The organism is Achromobacter sp. 10T422, from assembly GCF_056394065.1.
Genome location: NZ_JBFTHD010000006.1, coordinates 171,352 through 197,594 on the forward strand (window position 1 = coordinate 171,352; position 26,243 = coordinate 197,594).

General features: G+C 65.0%; 29 protein-coding genes. 18 read left to right on the forward strand and 11 right to left on the reverse strand.

The window, feature by feature from the left end; genetic code table 11:
* Positions 1-121: 121 nt before the first annotated feature.
* Positions 122-1,117, reverse strand: a complete 996-nt coding sequence (locus AC1DB0_RS17240; protein ID WP_054422518.1) for a LysR family transcriptional regulator — start codon at positions 1,115-1,117, stop codon at positions 122-124.
* A 109-nt stretch (positions 1,118-1,226) separates the two neighbouring features.
* Between AC1DB0_RS17240 and AC1DB0_RS17245 the strand changes: the two genes are divergently transcribed.
* From AC1DB0_RS17245 to AC1DB0_RS17255, 3 genes are all read left to right on the forward strand, one after another.
* On the forward strand, positions 1,227-3,086 hold the full coding sequence (locus tag AC1DB0_RS17245) for a gamma-glutamyltransferase family protein (protein ID WP_175171433.1): 1,860 nt from the start codon (positions 1,227-1,229) through the stop codon (positions 3,084-3,086).
* 73 nt (positions 3,087-3,159) lie between these two features.
* Positions 3,160-4,134: a Bug family tripartite tricarboxylate transporter substrate binding protein gene (locus AC1DB0_RS17250; RefSeq protein ID WP_054422520.1), complete on the forward strand. Its 975-nt coding sequence runs from the start codon at positions 3,160-3,162 to the stop codon at positions 4,132-4,134.
* A complete protein-coding gene (locus AC1DB0_RS17255; RefSeq protein WP_175171431.1) occupies positions 4,131-4,640 on the forward strand; it encodes a GAF domain-containing protein in 510 nt (169 codons plus the stop codon). The genes AC1DB0_RS17250 and AC1DB0_RS17255 overlap by 4 nt, the downstream gene beginning before the upstream one ends.
* 43 nt (positions 4,641-4,683) lie before the next feature.
* Here the strand turns inward: AC1DB0_RS17255 and phnE are convergent, their stop codons facing one another.
* The 3 genes from phnE to phnC form a co-directional block, all read right to left on the reverse strand.
* On the reverse strand, positions 4,684-5,478 hold the full coding sequence (phnE, locus tag AC1DB0_RS17260; RefSeq protein ID WP_054422522.1) for a phosphonate ABC transporter, permease protein PhnE: 795 nt from the start codon (positions 5,476-5,478) through the stop codon (positions 4,684-4,686).
* Positions 5,479-5,601: 123 nt separating this feature from the next.
* Positions 5,602-6,585 carry a phosphonate ABC transporter substrate-binding protein gene (phnD, locus tag AC1DB0_RS17265; protein ID WP_054422523.1) on the reverse strand — a complete coding sequence of 328 codons (984 nt, stop codon included), beginning with the start codon at positions 6,583-6,585 and terminating at the stop codon, positions 5,602-5,604.
* A gap of 205 nt (positions 6,586-6,790) precedes the next feature.
* Positions 6,791-7,633 (reverse strand): phosphonate ABC transporter ATP-binding protein, encoded by an 843-nt coding sequence (gene phnC, locus AC1DB0_RS17270; protein ID WP_175171430.1) that lies wholly within the window; start codon positions 7,631-7,633, stop codon positions 6,791-6,793.
* A gap of 207 nt (positions 7,634-7,840) precedes the next feature.
* Here phnC and AC1DB0_RS17275 point away from each other — a divergent pair, with 207 nt between their 5' ends.
* The 5 genes from AC1DB0_RS17275 to AC1DB0_RS17295 all read left to right on the forward strand — a co-directional run bounded on the left by AC1DB0_RS17275 (position 7,841) and on the right by AC1DB0_RS17295 (position 10,477).
* Positions 7,841-8,272, forward strand: coding sequence for a GFA family protein (locus tag AC1DB0_RS17275; RefSeq protein WP_447982413.1), 432 nt, complete (start codon positions 7,841-7,843; stop codon positions 8,270-8,272).
* A 52-nt stretch (positions 8,273-8,324) separates the two neighbouring features.
* Positions 8,325-8,696 carry an ArsR/SmtB family transcription factor gene (locus AC1DB0_RS17280; protein WP_175171428.1) on the forward strand — a complete coding sequence of 124 codons (372 nt, stop codon included), beginning with the start codon at positions 8,325-8,327 and terminating at the stop codon, positions 8,694-8,696.
* Positions 8,689-9,228 (forward strand): SRPBCC family protein, encoded by a 540-nt coding sequence (locus AC1DB0_RS17285; RefSeq protein WP_054422527.1) that lies wholly within the window; start codon positions 8,689-8,691, stop codon positions 9,226-9,228. The genes AC1DB0_RS17280 and AC1DB0_RS17285 overlap by 8 nt, the downstream gene beginning before the upstream one ends.
* A gap of 522 nt (positions 9,229-9,750) precedes the next feature.
* The gene (gene infA / locus AC1DB0_RS17290; protein WP_006221179.1) at positions 9,751-10,014 is read left to right on the forward strand and encodes a translation initiation factor IF-1; all 264 of its coding nucleotides are present in this window, start codon (positions 9,751-9,753) and stop codon (positions 10,012-10,014) included.
* Positions 10,015-10,189: 175 nt separating this feature from the next.
* On the forward strand, positions 10,190-10,477 hold the full coding sequence (locus AC1DB0_RS17295) for a hypothetical protein (RefSeq protein ID WP_175171426.1): 288 nt from the start codon (positions 10,190-10,192) through the stop codon (positions 10,475-10,477).
* Between the two features lie 135 nt (positions 10,478-10,612).
* On the opposite strand, the gene AC1DB0_RS17300 is transcribed toward AC1DB0_RS17295, so the two are convergent.
* From AC1DB0_RS17300 to mog, 3 genes are all read right to left on the reverse strand, one after another.
* Positions 10,613-11,497, reverse strand: a complete 885-nt coding sequence (locus tag AC1DB0_RS17300; RefSeq protein WP_476758006.1) for a peptidoglycan DD-metalloendopeptidase family protein — start codon at positions 11,495-11,497, stop codon at positions 10,613-10,615.
* 8 nt (positions 11,498-11,505) lie between these two features.
* Entirely contained in the window at positions 11,506-11,844 is a 339-nt protein-coding gene (locus tag AC1DB0_RS17305) for a hypothetical protein (protein WP_054422529.1), read from the reverse strand.
* Between the two features lie 79 nt (positions 11,845-11,923).
* The gene (gene mog, locus AC1DB0_RS17310; RefSeq protein WP_346551015.1) at positions 11,924-12,556 is read right to left on the reverse strand and encodes a molybdopterin adenylyltransferase; all 633 of its coding nucleotides are present in this window, start codon (positions 12,554-12,556) and stop codon (positions 11,924-11,926) included.
* A gap of 262 nt (positions 12,557-12,818) precedes the next feature.
* Here mog and AC1DB0_RS17315 point away from each other — a divergent pair, with 262 nt between their 5' ends.
* The 4 genes from AC1DB0_RS17315 (at position 12,819) to AC1DB0_RS17330 (ending at position 16,500) form a co-directional block, all read left to right on the forward strand.
* A complete protein-coding gene (locus AC1DB0_RS17315; RefSeq protein ID WP_054422531.1) occupies positions 12,819-13,943 on the forward strand; it encodes a D-alanyl-lipoteichoic acid biosynthesis protein DltD in 1,125 nt (374 codons plus the stop codon).
* A 13-nt stretch (positions 13,944-13,956) separates the two neighbouring features.
* A complete protein-coding gene (locus AC1DB0_RS17320; RefSeq protein WP_255696068.1) occupies positions 13,957-14,082 on the forward strand; it encodes a hypothetical protein in 126 nt (41 codons plus the stop codon).
* Positions 14,083-14,189: 107 nt separating this feature from the next.
* Complete coding sequence (locus tag AC1DB0_RS17325; protein WP_342067040.1) at positions 14,190-15,665, forward strand: inorganic phosphate transporter; 1,476 nt, start codon at positions 14,190-14,192, stop codon at positions 15,663-15,665.
* Between the two features lie 175 nt (positions 15,666-15,840).
* The gene (locus tag AC1DB0_RS17330) at positions 15,841-16,500 is read left to right on the forward strand and encodes a DsbA family protein (protein WP_054422533.1); all 660 of its coding nucleotides are present in this window, start codon (positions 15,841-15,843) and stop codon (positions 16,498-16,500) included.
* Between the two features lie 101 nt (positions 16,501-16,601).
* Here the strand turns inward: AC1DB0_RS17330 and AC1DB0_RS17335 are convergent, their stop codons facing one another.
* The 4 genes from AC1DB0_RS17335 to AC1DB0_RS17350 all read right to left on the reverse strand — a co-directional run bounded on the left by AC1DB0_RS17335 (position 16,602) and on the right by AC1DB0_RS17350 (position 19,014).
* The gene (locus AC1DB0_RS17335; RefSeq protein WP_175171422.1) at positions 16,602-16,949 is read right to left on the reverse strand and encodes an AzlD domain-containing protein; all 348 of its coding nucleotides are present in this window, start codon (positions 16,947-16,949) and stop codon (positions 16,602-16,604) included.
* Positions 16,946-17,659, reverse strand: coding sequence for an AzlC family ABC transporter permease (locus AC1DB0_RS17340; RefSeq protein ID WP_476758005.1), 714 nt, complete (start codon positions 17,657-17,659; stop codon positions 16,946-16,948). Before AC1DB0_RS17340 ends, AC1DB0_RS17335 begins: the two co-directional genes overlap by 4 nt.
* A 96-nt stretch (positions 17,660-17,755) precedes the next feature.
* Positions 17,756-18,070 (reverse strand): chaperone modulator CbpM, encoded by a 315-nt coding sequence (locus AC1DB0_RS17345; RefSeq protein WP_054422535.1) that lies wholly within the window; start codon positions 18,068-18,070, stop codon positions 17,756-17,758.
* 2 nt (positions 18,071-18,072) lie between these two features.
* The gene (locus tag AC1DB0_RS17350; RefSeq protein ID WP_476758711.1) at positions 18,073-19,014 is read right to left on the reverse strand and encodes a DnaJ C-terminal domain-containing protein; all 942 of its coding nucleotides are present in this window, start codon (positions 19,012-19,014) and stop codon (positions 18,073-18,075) included.
* A 240-nt stretch (positions 19,015-19,254) separates the two neighbouring features.
* Here AC1DB0_RS17350 and AC1DB0_RS17355 point away from each other — a divergent pair, with 240 nt between their 5' ends.
* From AC1DB0_RS17355 to fabI, 6 genes are all read left to right on the forward strand, one after another.
* The gene (locus tag AC1DB0_RS17355; protein ID WP_054422537.1) at positions 19,255-19,584 is read left to right on the forward strand and encodes a DHCW motif cupin fold protein; all 330 of its coding nucleotides are present in this window, start codon (positions 19,255-19,257) and stop codon (positions 19,582-19,584) included.
* 116 nt (positions 19,585-19,700) lie between these two features.
* Positions 19,701-20,336, forward strand: coding sequence for a glutathione transferase (gene yfcF, locus AC1DB0_RS17360; protein WP_175171420.1), 636 nt, complete (start codon positions 19,701-19,703; stop codon positions 20,334-20,336).
* Positions 20,337-20,573: 237 nt separating this feature from the next.
* Positions 20,574-23,198 carry a DUF3141 domain-containing protein gene (locus AC1DB0_RS17365; RefSeq protein ID WP_476758003.1) on the forward strand — a complete coding sequence of 875 codons (2,625 nt, stop codon included), beginning with the start codon at positions 20,574-20,576 and terminating at the stop codon, positions 23,196-23,198.
* Entirely contained in the window at positions 23,195-24,139 is a 945-nt protein-coding gene (locus tag AC1DB0_RS17370; RefSeq protein ID WP_054422540.1) for a phosphate acetyltransferase, read from the forward strand. The genes AC1DB0_RS17365 and AC1DB0_RS17370 overlap by 4 nt, the downstream gene beginning before the upstream one ends.
* 71 nt (positions 24,140-24,210) lie before the next feature.
* Positions 24,211-25,395: an acetate/propionate family kinase gene (locus AC1DB0_RS17375; RefSeq protein WP_476758002.1), complete on the forward strand. Its 1,185-nt coding sequence runs from the start codon at positions 24,211-24,213 to the stop codon at positions 25,393-25,395.
* Entirely contained in the window at positions 25,392-26,180 is a 789-nt protein-coding gene (gene fabI / locus AC1DB0_RS17380; protein WP_054422542.1) for an enoyl-ACP reductase FabI, read from the forward strand. The genes AC1DB0_RS17375 and fabI overlap by 4 nt, the downstream gene beginning before the upstream one ends.
* Positions 26,181-26,243: the final 63 nt, after the last annotated feature.

Below are 26,243 nucleotides of genomic sequence, written 5' to 3' on the forward strand. Positions count from 1 at the left end.
GCTGGCTGACTATGGCTGGCTGACTACGGCTGGCTGACTACGGCTGGCTTGCTACGCCTGGCTGACTACGGCTGGCTTGCTACGCCTGGCTGACTACGGCCGGCTTGCTACGGCTGGCTTGCTAACCGCGCGGGGTCGACACCGCGTTACCCGCCGCACTGGCCACCGCCCCTTCCGGCAGCGCGCCATCGCCACACAATTCCGAAAGAATTTCGGAAAAGCGTTCTTCCGCCGCCAGCACCTGGTCCCGCTTGCGGCGGATCAGATTGATCGGCGGCAGCTCCCAGCCGAAGTCCCAGGGCAGCATGCCCAGCTTGCCGCGCTGGCAAAGTTCGCGCGCGATGTCTTCGGGCACCACCGACATCAGCGATTCATTCATCGTCAGCATGCCCTCGATCACATCGGTGGAATAGGCCTCAAGCACGGGGGACGGCGCACGCAGCCCCGCGCGGATGAAGTGTTCGATGATCAATTGACGCGTAGGCGTATTCGCCGCCGGCAATACCCAGTTCATTGCCGCCACCGCCGCCCAGTCGGGCTTGCGGCGCGCAAGCCGCTGCGCCAGCCGGCTATGCGCAATCAGCCGCGGCCGTTGACGGTACAGCACGCGGTGGATCAGGTCGTCCAGCATCACCGTGGACGTCGCGCGGCTGATGACGCAATCCAGCTCGTGCCGGCGCAGCATGGGCACCAGATGATCGGTGGTGGCGCGGTGCAGCGTCAGCGTGACGCCATAGCGCTGATGCAGCCGGCTGATGGCCGCCGTCAACAAGGCGCTGGACACGTAGGGCACCACGCCCACGTTCAGGTGCGCGGAATGGCCCGCATGCAGCGCTTCAACTTCGCGCGCCCACAAGTCCAGATCGCTTTGCATGTGCCGCGCGCGCACCAGCGCCAGATCGCCCAATGGCGTGGGCAGCAGGCCGCGGCCGCTGCGCACGAACAGCGGGCCGCCGAAGATGTCTTCAAGCTCGGCCAGCGCCTTGGTGACGGCGGGCTGGCTGATGCCGGTGGCGGCGGCCACACGGGTCAACGAGCCATGCGCGGCGATGTTGATCAGCAGCGCCAGATGGCGGTGCTTCAGGCGGTTGGCCAAACGGGCGGCATCCCAGCTCACGGTTTTCTCTATAACTATACGGTTATCGAATTATGCCAATAAATATGAATCCAGTTATTTCACGATCCTATACTTCAGGCATTCCCAACCGCTGCCGGCCCCGTCGACCATGAGCGCATCCGCACCTTCACCCGCATCTCCGTCGTTCACCACCCGCCCTGAAATCCGCGGCACCTTCGGCGTGGTCTCGTCCACGCACTGGCTCGCCTCGCAAGTGGCGATGGGCGTGCTGGAGCGCGGCGGCAATGCGTACGACGCGGCCGTGGCGGGCGGCTTCACCTTGCAGATTGTGGAGCCGCACCTGAACGGCCCGGGCGGCGAAGTGCCCATTCTGTTCTGGAGCGAAAACGAAAAGCGCATGCGCGCGCTGTGCGGCCAAGGCCCCGCGCCCGCGCTGGCCACGCCCGCTTACTTTCGTGGGCTGGGCGTGGAGCTGGTGCCGGGCATCGGGCTGCTGCCCGCTACCGTGCCGGGTGCGTTCGGCGCGTGGCTGACCCTGCTGCGCGACTACGGCACCTGGGAATTGGCCGATGTGCTGCAGCCCGCCATCGACTATGCGCAGAACGGCTTTCCGCTGGTGCCGCGCGTGTCGCAAGCCATTCTTGCCGTGCAGGCCTTGTTCCGCGACGAATGGACGAGCTCGCGCGATGTCTGGCTGCCCGATGGCCGCGTGCCCGCGCCCGACGCCTTGTTCCGCACGCCCGCCATCGCCGCCACCTACGCCCGCATCCTGGACGAAGCGCATGCGGCCAGCAGCGACCGCGTGGGCCGCATCGACGCCGCGCTGGCCTGCTGGTATCGCGGATTTGTTGCCGACAAGATCGACGCCTTCTACACCCACGAAGCCGTGCGCGACACCACCGGCCAACGCAATCGCGGCCTGCTGCGCAAGTCGGACATGGCCGATTGGCGCGCCACGTATGACGAACCCGTTACCACGCAATACGGCCGCTACACGGTGGCCAAATGCGGCGTGTGGTCGCAAGGGCCAGTGCATTTACAGCAGCTGGCCATGCTGCGGCATCTGGGTGTGGATGGCCTGGACCCGACCTCGCCCGAATTCGTGCACCGCATCGCCGAAGCCGCCAAGCTGGCGTTCGCCGATCGCGCCGCCTGGTATGGCGACCCCGATTTTGTGCAGGTGCCGCTGGCTGCCTTGCTGAGCGATGCCTACGCCAAGACGCGCGCCGCCAGCATTCTTGGCACCGCGTCTGCCACCTTGCAACCGGGCAGCCCGGCAGGCGTGGCGCCGCGCCTGCCCGACCTGGCCGCTGCCGACCGCACACTGGCCGCCTCCGACACGCGCTTTGGCGTGGGCGAGCCGACGTTTGCCGCCTTGCCGCCCGTGGCCGAATGGGCCGCACGCGAAATCTTCGTGGGCGACACCTGCCAGATCGACGTCATCGACCGCGACGGCAACATGGTGGCGGCCACGCCGTCGGGCGGCTGGCTGTCGTCCAGCCCGGTCGTGCCGGGGCTGGGCTTTCCGCTGACGACCCGTTTGCAGATGACGTGGCTGGACGACGGCGTCGCCGGCCAGCTGCAACCGGGCAAGCGCCCGTGCACGACGCTGTCGCCGGGCCTGGTGCTGCGCGACGGCCAGCCTTATATGGCGTTTGGCACGCCGGGCGGCGATCAGCAGGATCAATGGACGGTTGCCTTTTTCCTGCGCCACGCCATGGGCATGAATCTGCAAGAGGCCATCGATGCGCCGTCCTGGCACATCGACCACTTCCCCGGTTCGTTCTGGCCGCGCACGCAAACGCTGAACCGTCTGACGGTGGAATCACGATTGCCCGAGGCCACCATTGAAGCGCTGCGCGCCGCCGGCCACGACGTCAAGGTCGGCCCCGCGTGGTCCGAAGGACGCATCAGCGCCTGCACACGCGAACCCGGGGCGGGCGGCGGCCTGCTGCTGCGCGCCGGCGCCAACCCGCGCGGCATGCAGGGTTACGCCGTTGGCCGATAGCCACACAACGAACACGCATCTATTTTCTTTCCAGCCGGCGTCCAGACCGGCACTGACACAAGGGGTAAACATCATGAAAGTGCAATTCAAACGACTGCTGCGCGCGTGCGCGCTGGGCCTGGCCCTGGCCGCACCCGCGGTGTCGCAGGCCGCCTGGCCTGAAAAGCCCATCACGCTGATCGTGCCGTGGGCGGCAGGCGGGTCCACCGACATCCTGGCGCGCGTGCTGTCCGAAGGGCTGACCCAATCGCTCGGCCAGCCCGTCATCGTGGAAAACCGTTCGGGCGCATCGGGCAACATCGGCACCGCCTTCGTCGCGCGCGCCAAGCCCGATGGCTACACGCTGCTGGTCGGCTCGATGAGCACGCACACGATGAACCAGGCGCTGTATTCCAACATGCCGTTTGACGGCGTGAAGGACTTCACGCCCATCGCCGAATTGGCGTTGGTCACCAACACGATGGTGGTGCATCCGTCGGTGCCGGCCACCAACGTGAAGGAATTCGTCGACTACCTGAAAGCGCACCCGGACACCGTGGCGTACGCGTCCGCCGGCCAGGGTTCGACCAACCACCTGAGCGCCGCGCTGTTCGAAAAAGCCGCTGGCGTGAAGATGATGCACATCCCGTATCGTGGCGGCGCGCCTGCGGTGCTGGACACGGTGGCGGGCCGCACGCAAGTGCTGTTCAGCGCCGGTACGCAAACCCTGCCGCACGTGCAGACGGGCAAACTGAAGCTGCTGGCCGTCACCGAAGAAAAGCGCTCGCCACTCATGCCCGACGTGCCGACGGTAGCCGAAACGCTGCCGGGCTACGAGCTGTCGGTTTGGTACGGCGCGTTTGGCCCCGCCGGCATGCCGCCTGAACTGACCGCCCGCCTGAACCGCGAAATCAACCTGATTCTGAAGCGTCCCGACGTCATCAAGAAAATGGGCGACATGGGCGTGCTGCTGACGGAGACCACGCCGGAACAATTCGGCCAGATCCTGACGCGCGACGCCGACAAGTACGGCAAGCTGATCAAGGAATTGGGAATTACCGCCGAATGACATCGCAACCGACTTCCGTCACGCCAGCCTTGGCCGGCGTGCACGCGGTCGCGCTGGCGTACGCCGCCGCCGACGCCACGGCGGCGTTCGCGGCGATCGACGCCTACGCCCGCGCCTCGCTTGAACACACGCTGTGCACCGTCAACCGCTACGACGCCGACGCCATGCGCGTCGTGCGCCTGTACAGCTCCAACCCCAAGGCTTACCCGCCCGGCGGCAGCAAAGACAAAAACGGCACCCCCTGGGGCCGCCATGTGTTGCTGGAGCAACGCGTGTTCGTGGGCGAAGGCGTCGACGCCATCCGCGAATTCTTCAACGACCACGACGCCATCCGCGAGCTTGGTTTGCAATCGGTGATCAACGTGCCCGTCGTCTACGGGGACACCTGCCTGGGCACGGTGAACTTCCTGATGACGCGCGCGCAAGTGTCCGAGGCTGATGTTGACAACGCAAGACTGGCGGCGCTGCTGGCGCTGCCGGCGTTTCTGGCGTTGCGGCAGGCGTAAGTCAGTTGGGCCGCCTGCACAAACAGGCCCCCACTCCGCATTGCTAAATCAACGCCCGCCGAATCCTTGACGACAGCATGTCGATCACGATCACGAACGCGACGATGATGATCATCACTGCGCAGGTTTCGGCGTAGCGGAAGCTGCGGATGATTTCCCACAGGACGGTGCCGATGCCGCCCGCGCCCACGATGCCGACGACGGACGCCGACCGCACGTTGGATTCAAAGCGGTACAGCGAATACGAGATCCACAGCGGCAGCACTTGCGGGATGACGCCGTAGACGATTTCTTCCAGTGCGTTGGCGCCGGTGGCGCGCACGCCTTCGACCGGACGCGGGTCGATGGCTTCGACCGCTTCGGAAAACAGCTTGGCCAGCACGCCCGTGGTGTGTACCCACAAGGCCAGCACGCCGGCGAACGGCCCCAGGCCGACGGCCACGATGAACAGCATCGCGAACACCATTTCGTTGATGGCGCGGCACGCGTCCATCAGGCGGCGCATTGGCTGGTAGACCCACGCGGGCACCATGTTCGACGAGCACAGCAGCCCCAGCGGCACCGCCACGACGATGGCCAGGAATGTGCCCCACACCGCGATCTGCACCGTCACGATCATCTCGTCCAGGTACATGCGCCAGTCGCGGAAATTGGGCGGGAAGAAGTCGGCGGCGAATTGGGCCATGTTGCCCGAGTCGCGCAACAGGTCCATCGGCCGCATGTCCGCGCCCTGCCATGACATGACCAGCAGCGCGAGGACGACGGCCCAGACAAGCAGGACCGGCAGCGACGAACGCGGCGCGGCAGGCAGGCGGGAAGAGTGAGTGGCTAGGTTCATGGCGTCAGGCGGTCCGCGTGATGGCGTTCAACAAGGGCAAGGCCGGCGCACCTGATGGCGCGCCGCCTGACCGTCTTAATGCTTGGCCAATTGCTTGGCTTACTACGTGGCTAATTGCTTGGCTTACTGCTTGGCGACGGCGGGCTGGCCCAGGCTGGCCAGCTTGCTATCGATGTCCGCCAATTGCTTTTGCTTGTCGGCTTGGCCCAGCGTGCTGTCCGCTTCGACCTTGGCCTTTTCACGCGCCAGTTCGATCTGGCGGATCGGCACCAGTTGCTGGTTGTCGGACGCGCGGAAGCCCTGGTAAGTCAGCGCCTTCAGGTTGGCCATTTCACGCTCGGCGTCCTTGCCCTTGCCGTAGTTGATGAAGAAGTCGCGGATGCGGCCCTTCAGGTCAGCCGGCAGGTCGCTGCGCATGACGAGCGGGTCAGCCGGGATCAGCGGCGACTTCCACAGCACGCGCACGCTGTCGTTGGCGTCTTTGCCGGTGCTCAGGCGATAGCGCTCCAACGCTTCGGTGTTATTCACCGCCACGTCTACCTGCTTGTTGATGACGGACAGCAGGTTGGCTTCGTGGTTGCTGGCGCGCACCGTCTTGAAGAAGGTCTTGGGTTCGATCTTGTTGGCGGCCCACAGGTAGTAGCCAGGCACAGCGGTGCCGGACGTGGAGTTCGGATCGCCCGCGCCGTAGCTCAGCTTGCCGCCGCTTTTCAATACGTCGTCCAGCGTTTTCAGGTTGCTGTCCTTGTTGACGATCAACAGCGACCAGTAGCCCGGGTTGCCGTCCTTGTCGATGACCGAGGCGAACACTTCGCCCTTGGCGCGGTCCACGGCCTCGATGGCCGACTTGTTGCCGAACCAGCCCATCTGCACCTTGTTGAAACGCATGCCTTCGATGATGCCGGCGTAGTCCGACGCGAAGAACGGTTTGACCGGCACGCCGATGGCGCGGCTCAGGTCATCAATGACGGGCTGCCAGACGGACTTCAGGTTGGTCGACGACTCGGTCGAGATGATGCCGAAGTTCAACGTCTTGGCGTCTTGCGCGTAAGCCTGCGTGGACAGCGCGGCGGCGGCGATCAGGGTGACGAAGGTTCTGCGTAGCATGGATGGCTCCGGGGGAAATGGCCAAAAGTGACTGGGGCGAAAGTGACTGGGGTAGAGGTGACCGAGGGGCAGAACAGGCCGCGTGTGAGGCTGCATGTCAGGCCGCATGTCAGGCTGCACGTCAGGCCGCATGTCAGGCTGCACGTCAGGCCGCATAGGAGGCTGCATGCCAGGCCGCATGTGAGGCTGCATGTCAGGCCGCACGTCAGGCGGCTTGCGCCAGCTGAGACAACGGCGCCAGGCCCGGCATGGCCGGCGCCTGTTGCGTGTATTCGGGAAGCAGCTCGCTGAGTTCCGATCCGTACAGGTTGCGCAGCATCTCGGGCGTCAGGTCGGCGGCGCGGCCGTCGTAGACGACCTTGCCGTGGCGCAGCGCCACCACGCGCGGGCAATAGCGCAGCGCCACATCCACCTGATGCAGCGACACCACCACGGCCACCTTGCGGCTGCGGTTGATCTGCGCCAGCGTGTCCATCACGCGGCGCGACGATTCCGGGTCCAGCGACGCGATGGGTTCGTCCGCCAGGATCACGCGGGCGTTTTGCACCAGCGTGCGCGCAATCGCGGCGCGCTGCTGCTGGCCGCCCGACAAGGTGGAGGCGCGCTGAAATGCGTAGTCGTCTATACCAACCTGCGCAAGCGCATCCAGGCCCTGGCGCACTTCAGCGCGCAGAAACCAGCGGGTCAGGCTGCGCCACAGCGGCACACGCGGCAACAAGCCCGTCAGCACATTGGTGATGACCGGCAGGCGGCCCACCAAATTGAATTGCTGGAACACGAAACCGATGCTGGCGCGCGCACGGCGCACGTTGCGGCTCAGGCGGCCATTCTGTTGAATGAGCTGGCCATTGACCGTCACGCTGCCCTGGCCCGCATCACCCGCGACAAAGCCCGCCAGATGACGCAGCAAGGTGGATTTGCCCGAGCCCGATGCGCCCAGCAAGGCCACCATTTCGCCGTCGGCGATTTGCAGGCTGACGTTGTCCAGCGCTTTGGCGCCGGCATGGAACGTCTTGCTCAAGGCATGTACTTCGATGGCGTACGTCATCGCTTGATCCCCTTGTATGTGGTCATTGCGGCATTCTGTTTTGGGCGCATGACAGCGCGATGACCCGGAGATTGAATCCGTTGACAGAAAATACGGGGTCAGCAATCGATTGAAAGACCTGCGTCATAAATGCCCCGGCCGGCCTGTCGCAGCGGTTTGACGGCGCGGGTATATTCGAACTGTTTCCCCACTTGCCGGGCGGTCATCATGATCAAAGGTTCCTGCCTCTGCGGCCGCGTTGAATATGAAATCGACGGCCCTCTCACCAACGCCCTCAATTGCCATTGCGTGATGTGCCGCAAGTCGCATGGCGCCGCCTTTCGCAGCCGAGCGTCGGTTCAAGTCACCGACTTCAAATGGACCAAGGGCGAAAACCACGTCACCTGGTATGCCTCGTCGCCGGGCAATTACCGCGGTTTTTGCGAAGCCTGCGGCACGCCGTTGCTCAGCCGCTTCGACCAGACTCCGGACACCTATGGTTTGCCATTGGGCGCCCTGGACGATGATCCCGGCATCAAACCTTCCGCGCACTGTCATGTAGGCAGCAAGGCGCCGTGGTTCGACATCACGGACAACCTTCCGCAACACCCGGGCGCCATCGAAGACGCGCACGAACCCGCCGCGCAGGCCGTTACATAAATTCTCAACCTGATGGTTGAACAACTGCGGTGGCCGATTTATATTCAACCGCATGGTTGAACTTATTCCCTCCCCCGCTCTGGATGCCGTCTTTCGCGCGCTGGCCGACCCCACGCGCCGCGACATGCTGCGCACCCTGGCGCAAGGGGATCACACCATCGGAGAGCTGGCCGCGCCCTTGCGCATGAGTTTTGCTGGCGCCTCCAAACATGTGCAGGCCCTGGAACGCGCCGGTCTCATCCGGCGCACCATCCATGGCCGCACGCACGTGTGCAGCCTGAATCCCGAACCCATGGCCGAGGCCATGCAGTGGCTGCGCTTCTATGAACAGTTCTGGGCGGGCAAGCTGGATGCGCTGGAATCGGCGATTGCCGCCAGCGCCGGCGTGGCCCCGTCCACTTCCCATGGAGAGCAACATGAGTGAACACGGCGTCGTCCTGGACCCCACTTCCCTGCGCTTTACCCGCACGCTTCCCGCCAGCGTGGAAACCGTCTGGGCATTTCTGACCGAATCCGACAAGCGGGGCCGCTGGCTGGCCACTGGCGACATGGAGCTGCGCGAGGGCGGCGGCGTGACCTTGCGCTTCGTGCACGCGGACCTGTCATCGGTAAAGGAACCCACGCCCGAGCCTTACAAGCCGTATGAGAACGGCGTCACAACCCATGGCGTGATCACCCGGTGCGAGCCGCCCCGGCTGCTGGCCTTCACATGGGGCGGATCGCAGGGCGTGCCGTCCGAGGTCACGTTCGAATTGACGCCGCAAGGCGAAGGCACGCTGCTGGTGCTGACACACCGCAAACTGAACTCGCGCAACGACATGGTGGACGTGGCAGGCGGATGGCACACGCATCTGGGCGTGTTGTCGGCCCGCTTGGCAGGGCGCGATCCCGGCCCCTTCTGGTCGGCGCATCGCGGCTGGGAAGCCGACTACCAGGCGCGCATCCCGGGGGCGTAGAGTCGTTCAGCAACAACTATCACGGCGCAACGACAGATAAAAACTGGCTAATCGTTGCGCTTTGCTGTAACATCAGTCCGTGATTTTTCCGCAAAAACCGGGCTTCGGTCACTCTGCGTACCCAACCTGTACTCCTTCGGGTCAATCCCCTAGATACCCAGGCAGTTCCCGGTTTGGGAATGGATTTGGGAACAAATCGCACCTCTGCCAATTGCGCCGCGTTACCCCAGCACGACCCCCGCGCCGCCCGGCATTGCAGCAAACGATCCAACCCGCTTCTTCCGGCGCTGTGCGCTTGCACGGTGCCGCGACCAAGCCGCGCACCGCGCGCACATTGCCCACGCTGCGCGAGTATCCGTCATATCAGACATCCCCTTGTGATGCCGTGGCCCTTACCCGCGCTTGCCCGAACGTTTTACGTTCAAACCGCTGGACCTGGTTATCTGTGTCCAACGCGCTTGCCGCTACATGCGGCGCGTCATGCCGCCGGCCTGGCTGCGCGTATTGATCAAGGAGTAGAGAATGGCTAAAGAAGAACTCATCGAATTGGATGGCATTGTTGACGAAGTGCTGCCCGATAGCCGCTACCGCGTCAAACTGGACAACGGCATCGAAGTCGGCGCCTACGCCTCCGGCCGTATCCGCAAGCACCGCATCCGCATCTTGGCGGGCGACCGCGTCACCCTGGAAATGTCGCCTTATGACCTGACCAAGGGCCGCATCAACTTCCGCCACAAAGACGAACGCGCTCCCGCGCCGCATCGTCCCCAGCAATACCGCCGTTAAGCCAGGGCCTCAGGGCCGGCTCTGGGCCGGCTCCCTGACCCTGCTGCGCGCGGGCCTCGGGCCAAGACTGGCCTTAAGCCCAAGCCGCGACATGCCGTAATGCGTGGGACGTCCATTCGTGAAAGAATGGCCCCCAAGTCAGGCGCAATGTCTGACGGGATACGCATGAAGCAAGATGGATCTCAAACAAGAATTGCAAGCCGCTGCTGACCAGCTTTCCCTGGCACGACGAAGGTTCGTGAAGGGGGAAGAAGGCCTGCGCCTGCTCAATCAGTCACGCGAGGCGTTCATCAACAGCCTGCGCAATACCGGCCTGACCTACGCCGAAGCCAAGATCAAGTACGACAACTGCCTGGATGACCAGGAAGCCGAGCAGCTCCACGTGCGCCAGCAGATGGAGTATGCCGAGCGCATGCACCAGTTCGTGCTGAACAAGATAGCGCAACAGACCGCCACGGTCTGACGCGCGCATGGCCGGGCTGGGCTGGGCTGGGCTGGGCTGGGCTGGGCTGGGCTGGGCTGGGCTGGGCCAGGTTGGGCCGAGTTTGGTCAGATTTGGCGGCAGTGACCCCGCCGCCGCCCAGCGTAGCCCCCCCGATCAGGGCTTGAACGCCCCGATGAAAATGGCGGGGTCCACCCGCGCATCGTTCAGGCTGACATTCCAGTGCAGATGCGGCCCGGTCGCCCGGCCCGTCGCCCCCACCTTGCCCACCACACCGCCACGCGGCACCTCGTCGCCCACCTTCACATCGATGGCCGACATGTGGCAGAACATGCTGACGAAGCCTTGGCCATGGTCCAGGAACACCGTCTTGCCGTTGAAGAAATAATCCCCCACCAGCACCACGATGCCCGCTGCCGGCGCCTTGATCGGCGTACCCGCCGGCACGGCGAAGTCCAGCCCGGAATGCGGGTTGCGTTCCTGGCCGTTGAAAAAGCGCCGCAAGCCGAAGGGGCTGGACAGGCGCCCGCCGTTCACCGGACGGTCCAGCAACAGGTTGCTGGGCGTGACGCCCGCGCGATACGTCCGATTGGCCGCGCTTTGCTCGGCCATTTCGCGTTCGATGCGCTTCATGTCGTCGGGATTGGGGTCCACCTGACGCGGATTCTTCAGCGTGATGTGCTGCGCCACGTATTCCTTGGCGCCCACCTTGAACGGCAGCTTGCGCGGGCCGCGCGCATCCGTCACCACCGCCTGCTGTTCGCCAGGCTTCACGCTGAGCGGAATGCCGATGATGGCGATCCACTGCTTGCCCCCTTCGCGCACGACCAGCACGCGGCGGTCCAGGAACGTGACTTCGGGCGCGCGCTCGGCGTCACCCAGCGGCAACACGGCAACGCCGCCCGGCACGGGCGCATTGAGTTTGCGGGTGATGAAGCCCTGCTGCGCCTGAGCGCGAGCCGGCAGGCTCAGACTGAGGGCGGCGGCGGCAAGACCCAAGCGCAGGATGTCGCGGCGCTGGAATGCAACGGTTACGGGCATCGGGGCGCTTACAGGCACAGGTTCGCCGGTTCGATGATGCTTTGATCGCGGCGCGCGATGCGGGTCGACAGGCGCGTTTCGGTCTTGCCCTTCCAGGTGGTCGTCGTCAGCACGGCTTCGACGCCCAGGCTGTCTTCCTGGACCAGTTCAAAGCCGTTGCGCACGGCGTTCTGCTTGAAATTGACGCCCATATTCTTCCAGGCGGAGGCCACGCAGGTCGTGTAGTCCTCGGCCGTGCGCTGGGTGGCGCCATAGAAGACCGGGTCGCGCTGGCGCACGTCTTTGACATTGGCGCAGGCCGACAGGGCAGCCAGGACGGTAAGGGACAGGGCGATGCGAACCTTCATACGGTCAGACTCTCAAGCAGAAAATGGTGGACGGAAGCGGGGTGGACAAAAGCGGCCAAAACTATAACGCAGCGGTCAATCAGGCCTTGGGCGCGCGGCGGGCCGATTTGGGGCGGAAGGCGTCGATGACCTGGGCATGCGTTTCCGCGTAGGGGCCGCCGATCAGGTCGATGCAATAGGGAATGGCGGCGAAGATGCCAGGCACGAGCACGGCGCCGTCGTCGCCCTTCAGCCCTTCCAAGGTCTCGCGTATGGACTTCGGCTGGCCAGGAAGGTTCACGATCAGCGCGGCATGCGACGGCGTTTCGCGGATGACGGCGACCTGGCGCGACAAGATCGCCGTGGGCACAAAACGCAGGCTGATCTGGCGCATCTGTTCGCCAAAGCCCGGCATTTCCTTGGTGCCGACCGCCAGCGTGGCCTCGGGTGTGACGTCACGGCGAGCCGGCCCGGTGCCGCCTGTGGTCAGCACCAGGTCGCATCCGCAGATGTCGACCAGTTCAATCAGCGTTTCGGAAATGCGGGCCGGTTCATCGGGAATCAGCCGGTCCACCGCCTGCCACGGCGACGCGAGCGCCGAGCCCAGCCATTCGCGCAGCGCGGGCAGCCCCTGATCCTGGTAGGTGCCAGACGAGGCGCGGTCAGAGACGGACACCAAGCCGATGATCAGGTCGTCGGGATGGCGGCGGGCGATACGGGGGATGGCGGTCATGGGCGGCTGATATCGGTAAGGAGATTTGGGAAGACAGCGCGGCGCGGTCAATCCTGGAAATCCTTAAAGCGCGCCGCGATGTCGATGCTATCGCATTCTTTCCCAGGAGGAAGCGCTGCCCCGGCCGGCTCAAGCGCCCTCGCCTTGTGGCAAAAATGCGAATCGCCGCCGCTTGGGGTTTGCCGCGCTTGTTCCGGTCATACGCGCTGGATAACATCCGCTAACAATCTAATTCGAGTTTCCAGCGCGCCCGCCTCATTCCATGTTCAAACGCACTCTTCGGCAGCACGCGCTGGCCGCGGCRCTGGCCCTGTCCGCCGCCGTCGTTGCCGGCTGGGTCGCCTGGCACCCGCTGGCCTTGAAGACCGAGCCAGTCCCCGCCGCCGCACCCGGCATCTACATCCCCAACCTGGGCAACACCCTGAATGAGCAGACGCGCAACCTGTCGCGGCTGAGCCAGGCGCTGCGCACCGGCGACCGGCTGGTGATCCTGGGGTCGTCCGAGCTGACCAGCAACGACCTGCGCTTCGTGCCGTATCGCTACCTGGCCGACGAATTGCAGATGCCCGTGCTGGCGTATGGCCATTCGGGCTTCCAGTCTCTGGGCATGCAGTTTGTGCTGGCCGCGCTGGCCAATGACCTGTCGCCCGCGTCCCGGGTGGTGATCATGCTGTCGCCCGGCTGGTTCGATGGCGACGGCGGACTGAGCGCGGACGAGTTCAACGAACACGCCAACCCGCTCTTGCCGCGCCTGCTCAAGCAGCCCGAGGGCCGGGCGGAACTCGCCCGCTGGCTGCAAGACAAGGGCGACGCCCGCGTGGCCTGGTCGATGATGGCCGAACAGGCCTACGTGTTGCGCCAGCGCCTGGTGGATCTATGGGCGCCCGCGTACGCCGCATCCGCCCCCGTGCAGGAACCGGAAGGCCCGGCCGCCGCCGCGCGCGTCGTCGACTGGGATGCGCTGGCCCAAGAGGCCCAAAGCGCGGAACAGAGCCTGATGGCCGGCAACCGCTATGCCGTTCGCGATGACTTCTTCAACAAGTACCTGCGCACGATTCCCGAAGGCGGCAAGACCGCCTACCAGCCACAGCCCCTGACCGGGCGCGACGAGCTGCGCGAATTGACCGCGCTGATGGCGCTGCTGCGCCAGCACAACGTGAACGCGCTGTTTGTGATGCAGCCGCTGCACCCAATGGTGTTCAAGGATCTGAATCGCTTTGAACCCGTGCAACGCGAAGTGGCCTCGTTGTGCCAGCGCTACGCCATGACCTGCATGGACATGTACAGCGCGCCGTTCGAAGTCGGGATGCTGCGCGACGTGCAGCACCTGGGCGAACTGGGCTGGCTGCGCGTGAATCAGAAAATCGCCGAGACCTTCCGGCCATGACAGGCGCCCAGATATGAAAAGAACCCTTTGGCTGTGCCTGTTGTATCTGGGCGTGCTGGCCGTGCTGCTGATTCAGGCCGACACGGCCGCCAACCTGGGCAAACCGATGGAAATCGAGTTCCAGTACTCCAAGTTCTGAAGCGGCTGACGGGGACGGACCAGGCTTTGGTTTTCCAACGCAACCAGGGTCAGGTCACAAATCTGCAATAATCGGCTCCTCTCGCCGGAACCTCGCCCCCCGCCTCCATGTTCGACCTCTTCCACGGCCTAGATCTCTGGGTCGGCCTCAGTCTTGTGCTGGCCCTGACATTCGTCCTGGCCTTTGAATTCATCAATGGCTTTCACGACACGGCAAACGCCGTGGCCACGGTCATTTACACCAAGGCCATGCCGCCGCATCTGGCGGTAGTGCTGTCCGGCATTTTCAACTTCCTGGGCGTGCTGCTGGGCGGCGTGGGGGTGGCATACGCCATCGTGCACCTGCTGCCGGTGGAGCTGCTGATCAATGTGGATACGGGACGCGGGCTGGCCATGGTGTTCGCCATGCTGGCCGCGGCCATCGCCTGGAACCTGGGCACCTGGTACTTCGGCATCCCGGCGTCAAGCTCGCACACGCTGATCGGTTCGATCCTGGGCGTGGGCCTGGCCAACGCCTTGATCACCGACTTGCCGCTGGCCGATGGCGTCAACTGGGGCAAGGCGGTCGATATCGGCCTGTCGCTGGTAGCCTCGCCCATCGCCGGCTTTGTGGTGGCGGGCGGGTTGTTGCTGCTGCTCAAGCGGTGGCTGCCGGTCTCGAAGATGCACAAGACGCCTGACCAGCGCCGCGCCATCGACAACAAGAAGCACCCGCCCTTCTGGAATCGCCTGGTGCTGGTGCTGTCCGCCATGGGCGTGAGCTTTGTGCACGGCTCCAATGACGGGCAAAAGGGTATTGGCCTGATCATGCTGGTGCTGATCGGCATCGTGCCGGCCAACTTCGTGCTGGATACGACCAGCACCACCTACCAGATCGAACGCACCCGCGACGCGGCGAACCATCTGAACGTGTTCTACCAGCGCAACGAAGCGATGCTGGGCGACTTCCTGGCGCTCAAGCGTTCGGATTCCACCACCGAACTGCCGCGCAATTTCCGCTGCGACCCCGAACTGACCGTGCCGACGATTGCCGCCCTGCAAACCGACCTGGCGGGCGTCAGCAACTACGCCGACCTGTCGGCAGAAAAGCGCATCGACGTCCGCCGCTATCTGCTGTGCCTGGACGATACCGCCAAGAAGGTGTCGCGCATTGAAGGGCTGCCCGCCCGTGAACGCGCCGACTTGCAACGCCTGCGCGCCGACCTGACCGCCACCACCGAATACGCGCCCTTCTGGGTGATCGTGGCGGTGGCCCTGGCGCTGGGCGCGGGCACCATGGTGGGCTGGCGCCGCGTGGTGCTGACCGTGGGCGAGAAGATCGGCAAGCAAGGCATGACGTATGCGCAAGGCATGTCGGCGCAGGTGACGGCGGTGGCCGCCATCGGCCTGGCCAACGTGTTCAGCCTGCCCGTGTCCACCACCCACGTGCTGTCCTCAGGCGTAGCAGGCACGATGATCGCCAACAAGACCGGCCTGCAAGGCAACACCGTGCGCAACATCCTGCTAGCCTGGGTGCTGACCCTGCCCGCGTCGATGGCGCTGGCGGCCGGCCTGTTCTGGATCGGCGTGCAGATCGCGGGGTAATGGCTGGCTGTGGTTGGCCAATGGCCGGCTGATGGCCCGCTAATGGCTGGCTAATGGCTGGCTAATGACCGGCTAATGGCAAGACGGCCGTGCGGGCAATCCGCACGGCCGATGCAACACTCTGGCAACCGCGCCAGGGCTGTTTTTCAGCAAGGCCCGCGTCTACCATGGCGCCATGGCTACCTCGACCCCCACCCTGCATTACATTTTTGATCCGCTTTGCGGCTGGTGCTATGGCGCCGCGCCGCTCGTGGACGCCGCCCGCCGCGTCGCCGGCCTGCAAGTCACGCCCCATGGCGGCGGCATGATGACCGGCGGCAACCGCCAACCCGTCTCTGACGCCTTGCGACGCTACGTCATGCCGCACGATGAACGCATCGCGGGCCTGACGGGCCAGACTTTCGGCAAGGACTACTTCGACGGTTTACTGCGCGACACGGGCGCCGTGTTCGACTCCGAACCGCCCACCACCGCCATCCTGGCTGCGCAAACGCTGGCGGGCCGCGGGCTGGACTTGCTCAAGCGCTTGCAAGTGGCGCACTACGTGGAAGGCAAACGCATTGCAGACCCGGTGGTGCTGAAGTTGCTGGCTCGCGAAATTGGCCTGGACGGCGATGCGTTCGATGCCGCCTACGCAACGGCCGAAGGCGCGGATACCGCCGCCCACATCGCGGCCAGCCGGAAGCTGCTGGCACAGGTGGGCGGCACGGGCTTTCCCACCATGGCGCTAGAGCAGGACGGCGTGTACACGCTGCTGGAACCGGCCAAGTATCTGGGCCGTCCGGAACTGTGGCAAGCGGATTTGCAGGCGCGCGTGCAAGGCAAGAAGGCGTAAAACAAGGGGCGGCGTTCAGCCCGCTGGGTTCAGTACGCCGCAATCACCCCGCTGCACTCACCCCCGCTGCATTCACCCCCGCCGCGTTCACCCCGCCGCGTTCACCCAGCCAACGCCAGCAACACGCCATACCCCGCCATTCCCAACAACACGGCGACGCCAGTATTGGCGACAAGGCGCGCGGCCACGCCCGTGACGACCAAGCCACCCACATAAGGCGCGATGCGGGCGGCGTCCGCCCCCGCATCCATCAAGTCAGGCACGATCACCGCCGCCGCGATGCCCGCCAGCAAGCTGGGCCCCAGCGCGGCCAGCGCCGAGCCTTCGCGTGACAAATGGCGCAACAGGCGGCTGCGTTCGGACAACATGAAAGGCAGCGCGCGCGTCAGATACGTAATGACGGCCATCGCAATCACCGCGCCCCAAAAACCCAAGCCTTCGGCGTTCATGCTGACCTCTTCAAACGGTAGGCCACGCAGCCGACGATGGCGCCGACCAGAATCGCCAGCGTCGTATGGCCCATGGCGGCCGCGGCGGCCGCGCCCGCCACCGCGGCGATGACGGGCAAGCCCATGCCGCGCTTGGCGCTCTGGCACACCAGCGCCATGAACAACGCGGGCAAGGCGAAACGCATCACTTGCGACAGCATCGGGTAATGGCGTTCCAGCCCGTCGCCCGCGTAGACACCCACCGCCGTGCCGGCGATCCACGTCAGCCAGGCGCCCAGCCCCAGCGCAATCATCCAGCCCTGGCGCCGCGCAGGCGGCACGGTTTGCAGGCGATTGAAGGCCGTGGCGAAGACCTCATCAGTCAGCAGAAATGCGACCTTCAACCGGTCGCGCAGCGCCGCCGGCAGAAAGCGCGACAGCAGCGGGCCATACAGCAGATGGCGCGCATTCAACAGCGAACACAGCGCCACCACCCATAACCAGGGCGTGCCGGCCTTGATCGAGGCCAGCAGCAGGAATTGGCTGGCCCCGGCGTAGACAAATACGGAAATCAGGATGACTTGCAGCGGGGTCAGCCCCGCCGCCATGCCCGCAATGCCGAACGTCACGGCCACCGGGAAGTAGCCGATCATGACGGGCAGGCAGGATTTCAGGCCATCCAGGCGCGCGCTGGCCGCGGGGGCCTGCGCGGAAGGGGAAGACGTCTCCAAGATGCGTTTCGCTTGTTTGTTGTGGCAAAGCAAGCGCGTAGTTTACTGGCCCCTTATCCCCTCTTCTGCCCCTCTGCCCCTCTGCCCCGGCCGTAATCAGCGGTCCGTTCCCTCCAGCGCACGCAGGTGCGCCTTCAGGCGGCGCACTTCCTGGCTCAGGTCCAGGATCAGCGCCACGGCATCCAGGCTGGCGCCGAAATCATGCTCAAGGCGGCGGGCGTGCAGGGCGCGCTGCAAATCGACGCTGTAGAAGCACCATTCCGCCTGCTGGCCGCTGGCGTTGACGATGCCGACCTCTACCAACTGAGCGACCCATTCCACTTCCGCGCCGCATGCGCGCGCCAGGTCGTCCGCGCTGAGCGGCTGTGATTTGCCCACGACGGTGGCGCTGGTGATGACAACTTTCTTCATGATCAAACCCCCATGTGGCGCCGTGGGTTGAAGGGCACGTCTTGCTGGAGCTTGCGGTAGGCCGCCTTGGCCGCCTCGCTATCGGCAGGCGGCAACACCAGGTCCAGCACCAAGTACAAATCGCCCGGCGGATCACCTGGTATGCCGCGCCCGCGCAGACGCAGCTTGCGCCCATTGCCCGAGCCAGCCGGAATCGACACTTCAACGGTGCCGCCCGGCGTGGGCGTGTTCACCTTCGCGCCCAGCGCGGCTTCCCAGGGCGCCACCGGCAGCGTCATGTAAAGGTCACGCCCTTCCGCCCGATATTGCGGATGCGGCTTGAAGCGCACTTCCAGGTACAGATCGCCATTTTCTCCGCCGCCGTAACCGGGCATGCCCTGCCCCRACAGCCGGATGTACTGGCCTTCACGCACGCCCGCCGGAATGCGCACGCTGAGCGTGCGCGTCTTCATGTGGGGGCGGCCCTGGTCGTCCATCTCCATGGCCCGTAGGCTGATGTCGCGCGTCGCGCCCTTGAGCGCGTCTTCCAGGTCGACTTCGATGGCGGCGTGATGGTCGTCTCCGCGCGCACGAAAATCCTGCTGGCGCGCGCCGCCGCGCTGGCCGCGTCCGCCAAACAGTGACGAAAAGAACTCGCTGAATTGCGCTTCGTCGCCGGGCGCTGCGCCGCGGTGGAATTCGAAGCCTTCGTCCCAGCCTGGCGGCGGTTGGAAGCCGCCATCGGGCGACACGCCAGCCGCAAGATTGTCATAGGCCAGGCGCTTTTCTTGGTCGCGCAAGACGTCATAGGCCTCGTTGACGTCGCGCATGCGGACCTCGGCGTCGCTTTCCTTGCTGACGTCCGGATGGTATTTGCGGGCGAGTTTGCGGTATGCGCGCCGGATTTCGTCTTCCGACGCGCCGCGCTCCACCCCAAGAATGCTGTAGTAGTCCTTGAACTCCATGTTCCAGCCCACCTTAACGGTTTCGGCCGCGCGCGGCGGCGCCGCATCCGGCCTTGAATATCAAGAAGATAGGGGTTGCGAACCGATTTTTCAATGTCATTCGCCAGGGCGGCTGGCCGCGTTTGGAAGCATTTGGGCCGTAAGCGTCAGTGACTTGTCGCATCAGTGGCGTAGTATCTGATTTTTACCGGTCGGCCCCACCCTTTGCCCGTCCGCCCGGATCACCCCGCAGGATTCACGATGAAGATGAGCAACATCCCCTTCGGCACCACTGATTGGTCCGAAGTCGAACGCACCGAACACGCTGGCGACACCGGCATGGCGTACTGGCGCACCCGCCAGTTTGGCGACCTGCGCGTGCGCATGGTCGAATACACGGCCGGTTACCTGGCCGACCACTGGTGCAGCAAAGGCCACATCCTGTTCTGTCTGGAAGGCGAGCTGCACACCGAACTGGAAGACGGGCGCCAATTCCTGCTGACCCCGGGCATGAGCTACCAGGTGGCCGATCAGGCCGAACCGCATCGCTCGTCCACCGCCACGGGCGCCAAGCTCTTCATCGTTGACTGACGCGCCGGCGCGACACGGCGAATTGCAATTGCGTTACGCTTTGCAATTCGCATGGCCTCCCGCCACGTGTCGATTCCGTACCGCCATCGCAACCCCCGCCTGACCGGAGACATGATTTGGGCGCCCCGATTACGCTATACGTCGATTCCCAGTTCCTTAGCCCCTACGCCATGTCGGTGTATGTGGCGCTGACCGAAAAGCAGTTGCCTTTCGAAGTGCGCCCCATTGACCTGAGTGCGGGCGAGCAACGCATGCAGCCCTATCAATGCCGCGCGCTGACGGCCCGCGTGCCAGCGCTGACGCATGACGACTTCAACCTGACCGAGTCGAGCGTCATCGAGGAATACCTGGAAGAAGTCTTCCCCGCGCCCAAGCACGCGGCGCTGTATCCCCAAGGCATCCGAGAACGCGCCCGCGCCCGCCAGTTGCAAGCGTGGCTGCGCAGCGACCTGGGCGCGCTGCGCCAGGAACGCCCTACTGAAACCGTGTTCTACGGCCAAGCCGGCCAGCCCCTGTCCGACGCCGCGCACGCCGCGTCGGCCAAGCTGATCCAGGTGGCCAGCTACCTGGTTGGCGTGGGCCAGACGACGCTGTTCGACGACTGGTGTATTGCCGACCTGGACTTGGCGGTGACGCTCAAGCGCCTGGCGCTGGATGATCTGCCCGACCCCTTGCGCGCCTACGCCGATGCCCAATGGCAACGGCCCTCCGTCCAGAAATGGCTGGAGCACAACGCCGCCGCGCGGGACTGACTCCCCCGCAGGCGCCGCGATGCCATGGCCCCAAACAGCTGAAGCCCTCTCCAAAGCCGTGCGTCACGCCCTGTTAAGCAGGGACAGATAGCACGCTTTTTTTTGACCGGGATCAACCCATCTTATGTTGCAGCGCAGCATCCGTTGCGGTGTAATGGGGAAGTCAACTCGGCCGGTTCCACTCGGGAATCGGCCCGGCGGCCTTTCGCCGCCGGGAGCAACTTACAGGAGATCGCCATGGCCGGTTCCGGCAACGATCGCGTCCCCACCCCGTCCTTCAACCCCTGGACGGCCGCCTACGAATACGCCGTGGATGCCTGGCAGCGTGGCGTGCTCTACGCCGATGTGCTGCGCCAGCGCGGCAACCAGTACCACGAACACATGGCCAAGCGCGCGCCCAACGTGCTGAGCATGGAGTTTGAGCTGGTGCTGGATGGCCGCGAATTGCCGCGCCCCGTTAACTACGGGCTGTTGCGCATCAAGCCGCCCGCCGACGTGGAAACGGACCCGATCAAACGCCCCTTCCTGGTCGTGGACCCCCGCGCCGGACATGGCCCCGGCATTGGCGGCTTCAAGCCTGAAAGCGAAATCGGCGTGGCCGTGCGTGCCGGCCACCCCTGCTACTTCGCCACCTTCCTGCCCCAGCCCATGCCAGAGCAGACCGTCGAAGACGTGATGATGGCGGAAGCGCACTTCCTGGAAGAGATCATCGCGCTGCACCCGGACGCGGAAGGCAAGCCTGTTGTGGTCGCCAACTGCCAGGCCGGCTGGCAGATCATGATGACGGCGGCGATTCGCCCGGAACTGTTCGGCCCCATCATCGTGGCCGGCGCTCCGCTGTCGTATTGGGCAGGCTGGCGCGGCATGAACCCCATGCGCTATTCCGGCGGTTTGCTCGGTGGCAGCTGGCTGACGGCGATGACCAGCGATCTGGGCAATGGCAAGTTCGACGGCGCCTGGCTGGTACAGAACTTCGAAAACCTGAATCCGGCCAACACGCTGTGGTCCAAGCAGTACAACCTGTACTCCAAGGTGGACACCGAGGCCGACCGCTACCTGAGCTTTGAAAAATGGTGGGGCGGCCACGTCTTTTTGAACGGCCCCGAAATTCAGTACATCGTCGACAACCTGTTTGTCGGCAACCGCCTGTCCACCGCAGGTCTTGTGACGTCTGACGGCATCCGCATCGACCTGCGCAACATCCAATCGCCCATCGTGGTGTTCTGCTCCAAGGGCGACAACATCACGCCCCCGCCGCAGGCGCTGGGCTGGATTCCCGACCTTTATCAGAACGAAGCCGAAGTGCTGGCGCACGGCCAGACCATCGTCTACGCCGTGCATGAGAGCATCGGCCACCTGGGCATCTTCGTGTCGGGCAGCGTGGCCCGCAAGGAACACCAGGAATTCACGTCGAACATCGACATGATCGACGTGCTGCCGCCCGGCATCTACGAAGCCGAGATCGTCGACAAGACACCCGACACGCCCAACGCCGACCTGGCGTTCGGCAACTACGTGCTGTCGTTCGAACAACGCAAGCTGGACGACGTGCGCGCCATCGTCGACCGCAAGGAAGAAGACGACCGCCGCTTTGCCGCGGTTGCCCGCATTTCGGACATCAACCTGGGCATGTACCGCAGCTTCATGCAGCCGTGGTTGCGCGCCATGGTCACGCCGCAATCGGCCGAATGGAGCCAACGCCTGCATCCGCTGCGCCTGCCCTACGAGCTGATCTCGGACCGCAATCCGATGATTGCGCCCATTGCCAAGGTGGCCGAGCAGGTGCGTGAAAATCGCCAGGAAGTATCGTCGGCCAACCCCTTCCTGATGGCGCAGGAAATGTTCTCAAACTGGGTCGAGACCAGCCTGAACATCTGGCAGGAAATGCGCGACTCGGCTGATGAGCGCACGTTCATGAGCGTCTATGGTTCGCCGCTGGTGCAGGACCTGGCCGGCTTGGGCGCGAAGTCTGGCCCGCCGCGCAAGCACCCGGGCGTGTCGCCGGAACATCGCCGCTTCATGGAAGAACGCGCGTCTGAGTTGCGTTCGCTGGTGCAGGAAGGCGGCTTGCGCGTCGCAGCCATTCGCATGCTCTTGTATGTATCCGGCGCGGAAGGCGGCCTGGACGAACGCAGTTTCGCCTTGATCCGCAAGATGCGCGCCGAATCCGACAACGCGATGACCTTGCAGGAATTCAAGGACGTCACGCGCGATCAGGCCTTGATCCTGACCCTGGATTCGGATGCCGCCATCCAGGCCATGCCGCGACTGCTTGAAAATTCGCCCGCTGCCGCCATCCGCGGCACGCTGCGCAACATGAAGCATGTGCTGGAAGCCGCCGAACCGCTGAGCCCCGCTGCACGCGAAAGCCTGGCGGAAATGGAGCGCATCTTCGAAACGGCCGAGCGCCGTGCGCTCAAGCGCGAACAGGGCAATGTGACCAAGCTGCCGGAGCCGTCCGCCCCGATCATGACGCTGGTCGAAGCGGCGGCAAGCGTGCCCGCCAAGAAGGCGGTGCCGCACCCCGAGGCGGCAAAATCCGCCGCGGCCGAACTCGAGGCGAAAGCGCCGGCGAAGCGAGCAGCCAAGGTAGCGACCAAGACGGCTGCTAAGACGGACACTAAGACAGACACTAAGACAGACACTAAGACAGACACTAAGACGGCCCCTAAGACGGCTGCTAAGACGGCGACAAGGACGGCGACCAAGGCAGCAGGCAAGACCGCCGCCAAGCCGGCCACGACGGCGGCTACCAAGGCAGCTACGAAGGCGGCCACGTCGTCGGCCACCAAGACGGCCGCGCCCGCCAAGCGCGCCGCCAAGCCCGCCGCCCGTCAACCCGCCAAGGTGAAATCCGCATGACGCTGCCCACCTCGACGCATTACGACAAGCTCATCGCGCGCGCGCAGACGCTGGAACCGGCCTTCTGCGCCATCGCCCACCCCTGCGACGAGCCGTCGCTGTCGGCAGCGTTGGAAGCGCGCGACCTGGGCCTGTTGCACCCGATTCTGGTGGGCCCGGAAAAGAAGATCCGCGACACGGCCGCCCAGTTCAACCTGAACTTGGGCGACGCCCGCATCGTTGACGTGCCGCACAGCCACGCGGCCGCCGAAACGGCCGTGGCGCTGGTGCGCAATGGCGAGGCCACCTTGCTGATGAAGGGCAGCCTGCACACCGACGAGCTGATGCATGAAGTGGTGGCGCGCACAACAGGCCTGCGCAGCGGCCGGCGCATCAGCCATGCATTCATCATGGAAGTGCCGACCTACGCCGAGCCGCTCTTCATCACCGATGCCGCCATCAACATCTTCCCCGACCTGGAAACCAAGGCCGACATCATCCGCAACGTGATCGACCTGCACCAAGGCCTGGGGCTGGGCGAACCGCGCGTGGCGATTTTGTCGGCGGTGGAACAAGTCACGCCCAACATTCCCAGCACCATCGAAGCCGCCGCGCTGTGCAAGATGGCTGACCGTGGCCAGATCACGGGCGGCTTGCTGGACGGCCCGCTGGCGCTGGACAACGCGATCAGCCCGGACGCCGCGCGCATCAAGGGCATCCGCTCGCCCGTGGCGGGGGTGGCGCAAGTGCTGGTGGTGCCCGATCTGGAAGCCGGCAACATGCTGGCCAAGAACCTGACGTTCCTGGCCAACGCCGAAGCCGCCGGCATCGTGCTGGGCGCGCGCGTGCCCATCATCCTGACCAGCCGGGCCGACAGCCCGCGTTCGCGCCTGGCCTCTTGCGCCGTGGCGGCGATCTACGCGCACCACCTGAGCCAGCAAGCAGCCCGTCCGCTGGCCTGACACGTTGGCCTGAAACGCTGATCTGAAACGCGGGGTTGATCCCCGCCCCATTGCTACCGGATTCCAGAGCCATGAGCGACACCATTCTCGTCATCAACGCCGGCAGTTCCAGCATCAAGTTCTACCTGTACGACATCGACGACAAGCAAGAACTCGCGCCGCGCCTGGGCGGGCAGCTGGAAGGCATCGGCACGTCACACCCCCGCTTGCGCGTGCGTGCCGCCGACGGCCAGACGCTGGTCGAACGCGACATTGCGCCCGCCCACGCCGCCGACGTGCCCAACGGTCAGGAAGTGGTCGGCACGTGGCTAAGCGGCCATCTGGGCGGCGCGCCGCTGGCGGTGGGCCACCGCGTGGTGCATGGTGGCCCGGATTTGTCCGAACCCGTCCTGATCGACGACGCCATCCTGGCCAAGCTCGACACCTTCACCCCGCTTGCGCCGCTGCATCAGCCAAACAATCTGGCGCCCATTCGCGTCATCCGCGAACGCCGCCCGTGGATTCCGCAGGTGGCGTGCTTCGACACCGCCTTTCACCGCAGCCATTCCGATGTGGCCGACCGCTACGCGCTGCCGGAATCGCTGTATCAGGAAGGCGTGCGCCGCTACGGCTTTCACGGTCTGTCTTACGAGTACATCGCGCAGCGCTTGCGCCAGGCGCTGCCTGACCTGGCGATGGGCAAGATCATTGCCGCGCATCTGGGCTCGGGCGTGTCGGCTTGCGCCATGTTTGAAGGCAAGAGCGTGGACAGCACGATGGGCTTCACGGCACTGGAAGGCCTGCCCATGGGCACGCGCCCCGGCCGGCTGGACCCGGGCGTGGTGCTGTGGATGATGGAACGCGGCATGGACCACGACCAGATCGAGCACCTGCTCTATCACGACTGCGGCATGAAAGGCCTGTCGGGCATCAGCAACGACATGCGCGAACTGCTGGCCAGCGATGCGCCCGCCGCGCAATTGGCGCTGAAGTATTTCGCGTGGCGCGTCGCCGAAGGCATGATCGGCCTGGGCTGCGCCATGAACGGTATCGACGGCATCGTCTTCACCGCCGGCGTGGGTGAAAATTCTGCCGAAATCCGCCAAGCCATCGCCGACCATTGGAGCTGGCTGGGCATCAAGCTGGACCCCGAACGCAACGCTCATCACGGGCCGCGCATCTCGACCGACGACAGCCGCATCGGCGTGTATGTGGTTCGCACGAACGAAGAGCTGATCATCGCGCAGCACACGCTGGCCTTGGTGCGTCAACGATGAACGCGCCCACCCTCAACCCGGCGCTGCCATTGGCCGGCAAACGTGGACTGGTTACCGGCATCGCCAACGCGGATTCCATTGCCTGGGGCTGCGCCAAGGCGTTTCGTGCGATGGGCGCGGAGCTGGCCGTAACCTACCTGAACGACAAGGCCCTGCCGCACGTGGAGCCGCTTGCGCGCCAGGTGGATGCGTCATTGCTGATGCCGCTGAACCTGTTGAACGAGGGCGAACTGGAAGCCGTGTTCGACCGCGTCACCGCCGAATGGGGCCAGCTGGACTTCGTGCTGCACTCCATCGCATTCGCGCCGCGCGCCGATCTGCACGGCCGCGTCACCGACTGTTCGCGCGAGGGCTTTCTGCAAGCGATGGACGTGTCGTGCTGGTCATTCATCCGCATGGCAAAACTTGCCGAACCGCTGATGGCCAAGGGCGGCGCCCTCTTCTGCATGAGCTATTACGGCTCGCAGATGGTGGTGGAACACTACAACATGATGGGCCCGGTCAAAGCCGCGCTGGAATCCGCCACGCGCTATCTGGCCGCCGAACTCGGCCCGCAAGGCATCCGTGTGCATGCGATATCACCGGGGCCGCTGAAGACGCGCGCCGCCTCGGGCATTGCGGAGTTCGACGCCTTGCTGGACCGCGCCCAGTCCAAGGCGCCGGCGCGCAGCCTGGTGTCGATTGATGACGTGGGCGAAGCCACCGCCTGGCTCGCCACCGACGCCGCCCGCCTGATGACGGGGCAGACGCTGTACATCGACGGCGGCTATCACATCATCGATTAGGGGCACGGCAACCTCGGGGCAACGTCGGAGCAACCCCGGGGCAACGTCGAAGCAACCTCGGGG

Coding starts and splice junctions, on each gene's coding strand:
- AC1DB0_RS17245 (WP_175171433.1), top strand. CDS start 1,227: ATGAGCGCATCCGCACCTTCACCCGCATCTCCGTCGTTCACCACCCGC.
- AC1DB0_RS17250 (WP_054422520.1), top strand. CDS start 3,160: ATGAAAGTGCAATTCAAACGACTGCTGCGCGCGTGCGCGCTGGGCCTG.
- AC1DB0_RS17255 (WP_175171431.1), top strand. CDS start 4,131: ATGACATCGCAACCGACTTCCGTCACGCCAGCCTTGGCCGGCGTGCAC.
- phnE (WP_054422522.1), bottom strand. CDS start 5,478: ATGAACCTAGCCACTCACTCTTCCCGCCTGCCTGCCGCGCCGCGTTCG.
- phnD (WP_054422523.1), bottom strand. CDS start 6,585: ATGCTACGCAGAACCTTCGTCACCCTGATCGCCGCCGCCGCGCTGTCC.
- phnC (WP_175171430.1), bottom strand. CDS start 7,633: ATGACGTACGCCATCGAAGTACATGCCTTGAGCAAGACGTTCCATGCC.
- AC1DB0_RS17275 (WP_447982413.1), top strand. CDS start 7,841: ATGATCAAAGGTTCCTGCCTCTGCGGCCGCGTTGAATATGAAATCGAC.
- AC1DB0_RS17280 (WP_175171428.1), top strand. CDS start 8,325: ATGGTTGAACTTATTCCCTCCCCCGCTCTGGATGCCGTCTTTCGCGCG.
- AC1DB0_RS17285 (WP_054422527.1), top strand. CDS start 8,689: ATGAGTGAACACGGCGTCGTCCTGGACCCCACTTCCCTGCGCTTTACC.
- infA (WP_006221179.1), top strand. CDS start 9,751: ATGGCTAAAGAAGAACTCATCGAATTGGATGGCATTGTTGACGAAGTG.
- AC1DB0_RS17295 (WP_175171426.1), top strand. CDS start 10,190: ATGGATCTCAAACAAGAATTGCAAGCCGCTGCTGACCAGCTTTCCCTG.
- AC1DB0_RS17300 (WP_476758006.1), bottom strand. CDS start 11,497: ATGCCCGTAACCGTTGCATTCCAGCGCCGCGACATCCTGCGCTTGGGT.
- AC1DB0_RS17305 (WP_054422529.1), bottom strand. CDS start 11,844: ATGAAGGTTCGCATCGCCCTGTCCCTTACCGTCCTGGCTGCCCTGTCG.
- mog (WP_346551015.1), bottom strand. CDS start 12,556: ATGACCGCCATCCCCCGTATCGCCCGCCGCCATCCCGACGACCTGATC.
- AC1DB0_RS17320 (WP_255696068.1), top strand. CDS start 13,957: ATGAAAAGAACCCTTTGGCTGTGCCTGTTGTATCTGGGCGTGCTGGCC.
- AC1DB0_RS17325 (WP_342067040.1), top strand. CDS start 14,190: ATGTTCGACCTCTTCCACGGCCTAGATCTCTGGGTCGGCCTCAGTCTT.
- AC1DB0_RS17330 (WP_054422533.1), top strand. CDS start 15,841: ATGGCTACCTCGACCCCCACCCTGCATTACATTTTTGATCCGCTTTGC.
- AC1DB0_RS17335 (WP_175171422.1), bottom strand. CDS start 16,949: ATGAACGCCGAAGGCTTGGGTTTTTGGGGCGCGGTGATTGCGATGGCC.
- AC1DB0_RS17345 (WP_054422535.1), bottom strand. CDS start 18,070: ATGAAGAAAGTTGTCATCACCAGCGCCACCGTCGTGGGCAAATCACAG.
- AC1DB0_RS17355 (WP_054422537.1), top strand. CDS start 19,255: ATGAAGATGAGCAACATCCCCTTCGGCACCACTGATTGGTCCGAAGTC.
- AC1DB0_RS17365 (WP_476758003.1), top strand. CDS start 20,574: ATGGCCGGTTCCGGCAACGATCGCGTCCCCACCCCGTCCTTCAACCCC.
- AC1DB0_RS17370 (WP_054422540.1), top strand. CDS start 23,195: ATGACGCTGCCCACCTCGACGCATTACGACAAGCTCATCGCGCGCGCG.
- AC1DB0_RS17375 (WP_476758002.1), top strand. CDS start 24,211: ATGAGCGACACCATTCTCGTCATCAACGCCGGCAGTTCCAGCATCAAG.
- fabI (WP_054422542.1), top strand. CDS start 25,392: ATGAACGCGCCCACCCTCAACCCGGCGCTGCCATTGGCCGGCAAACGT.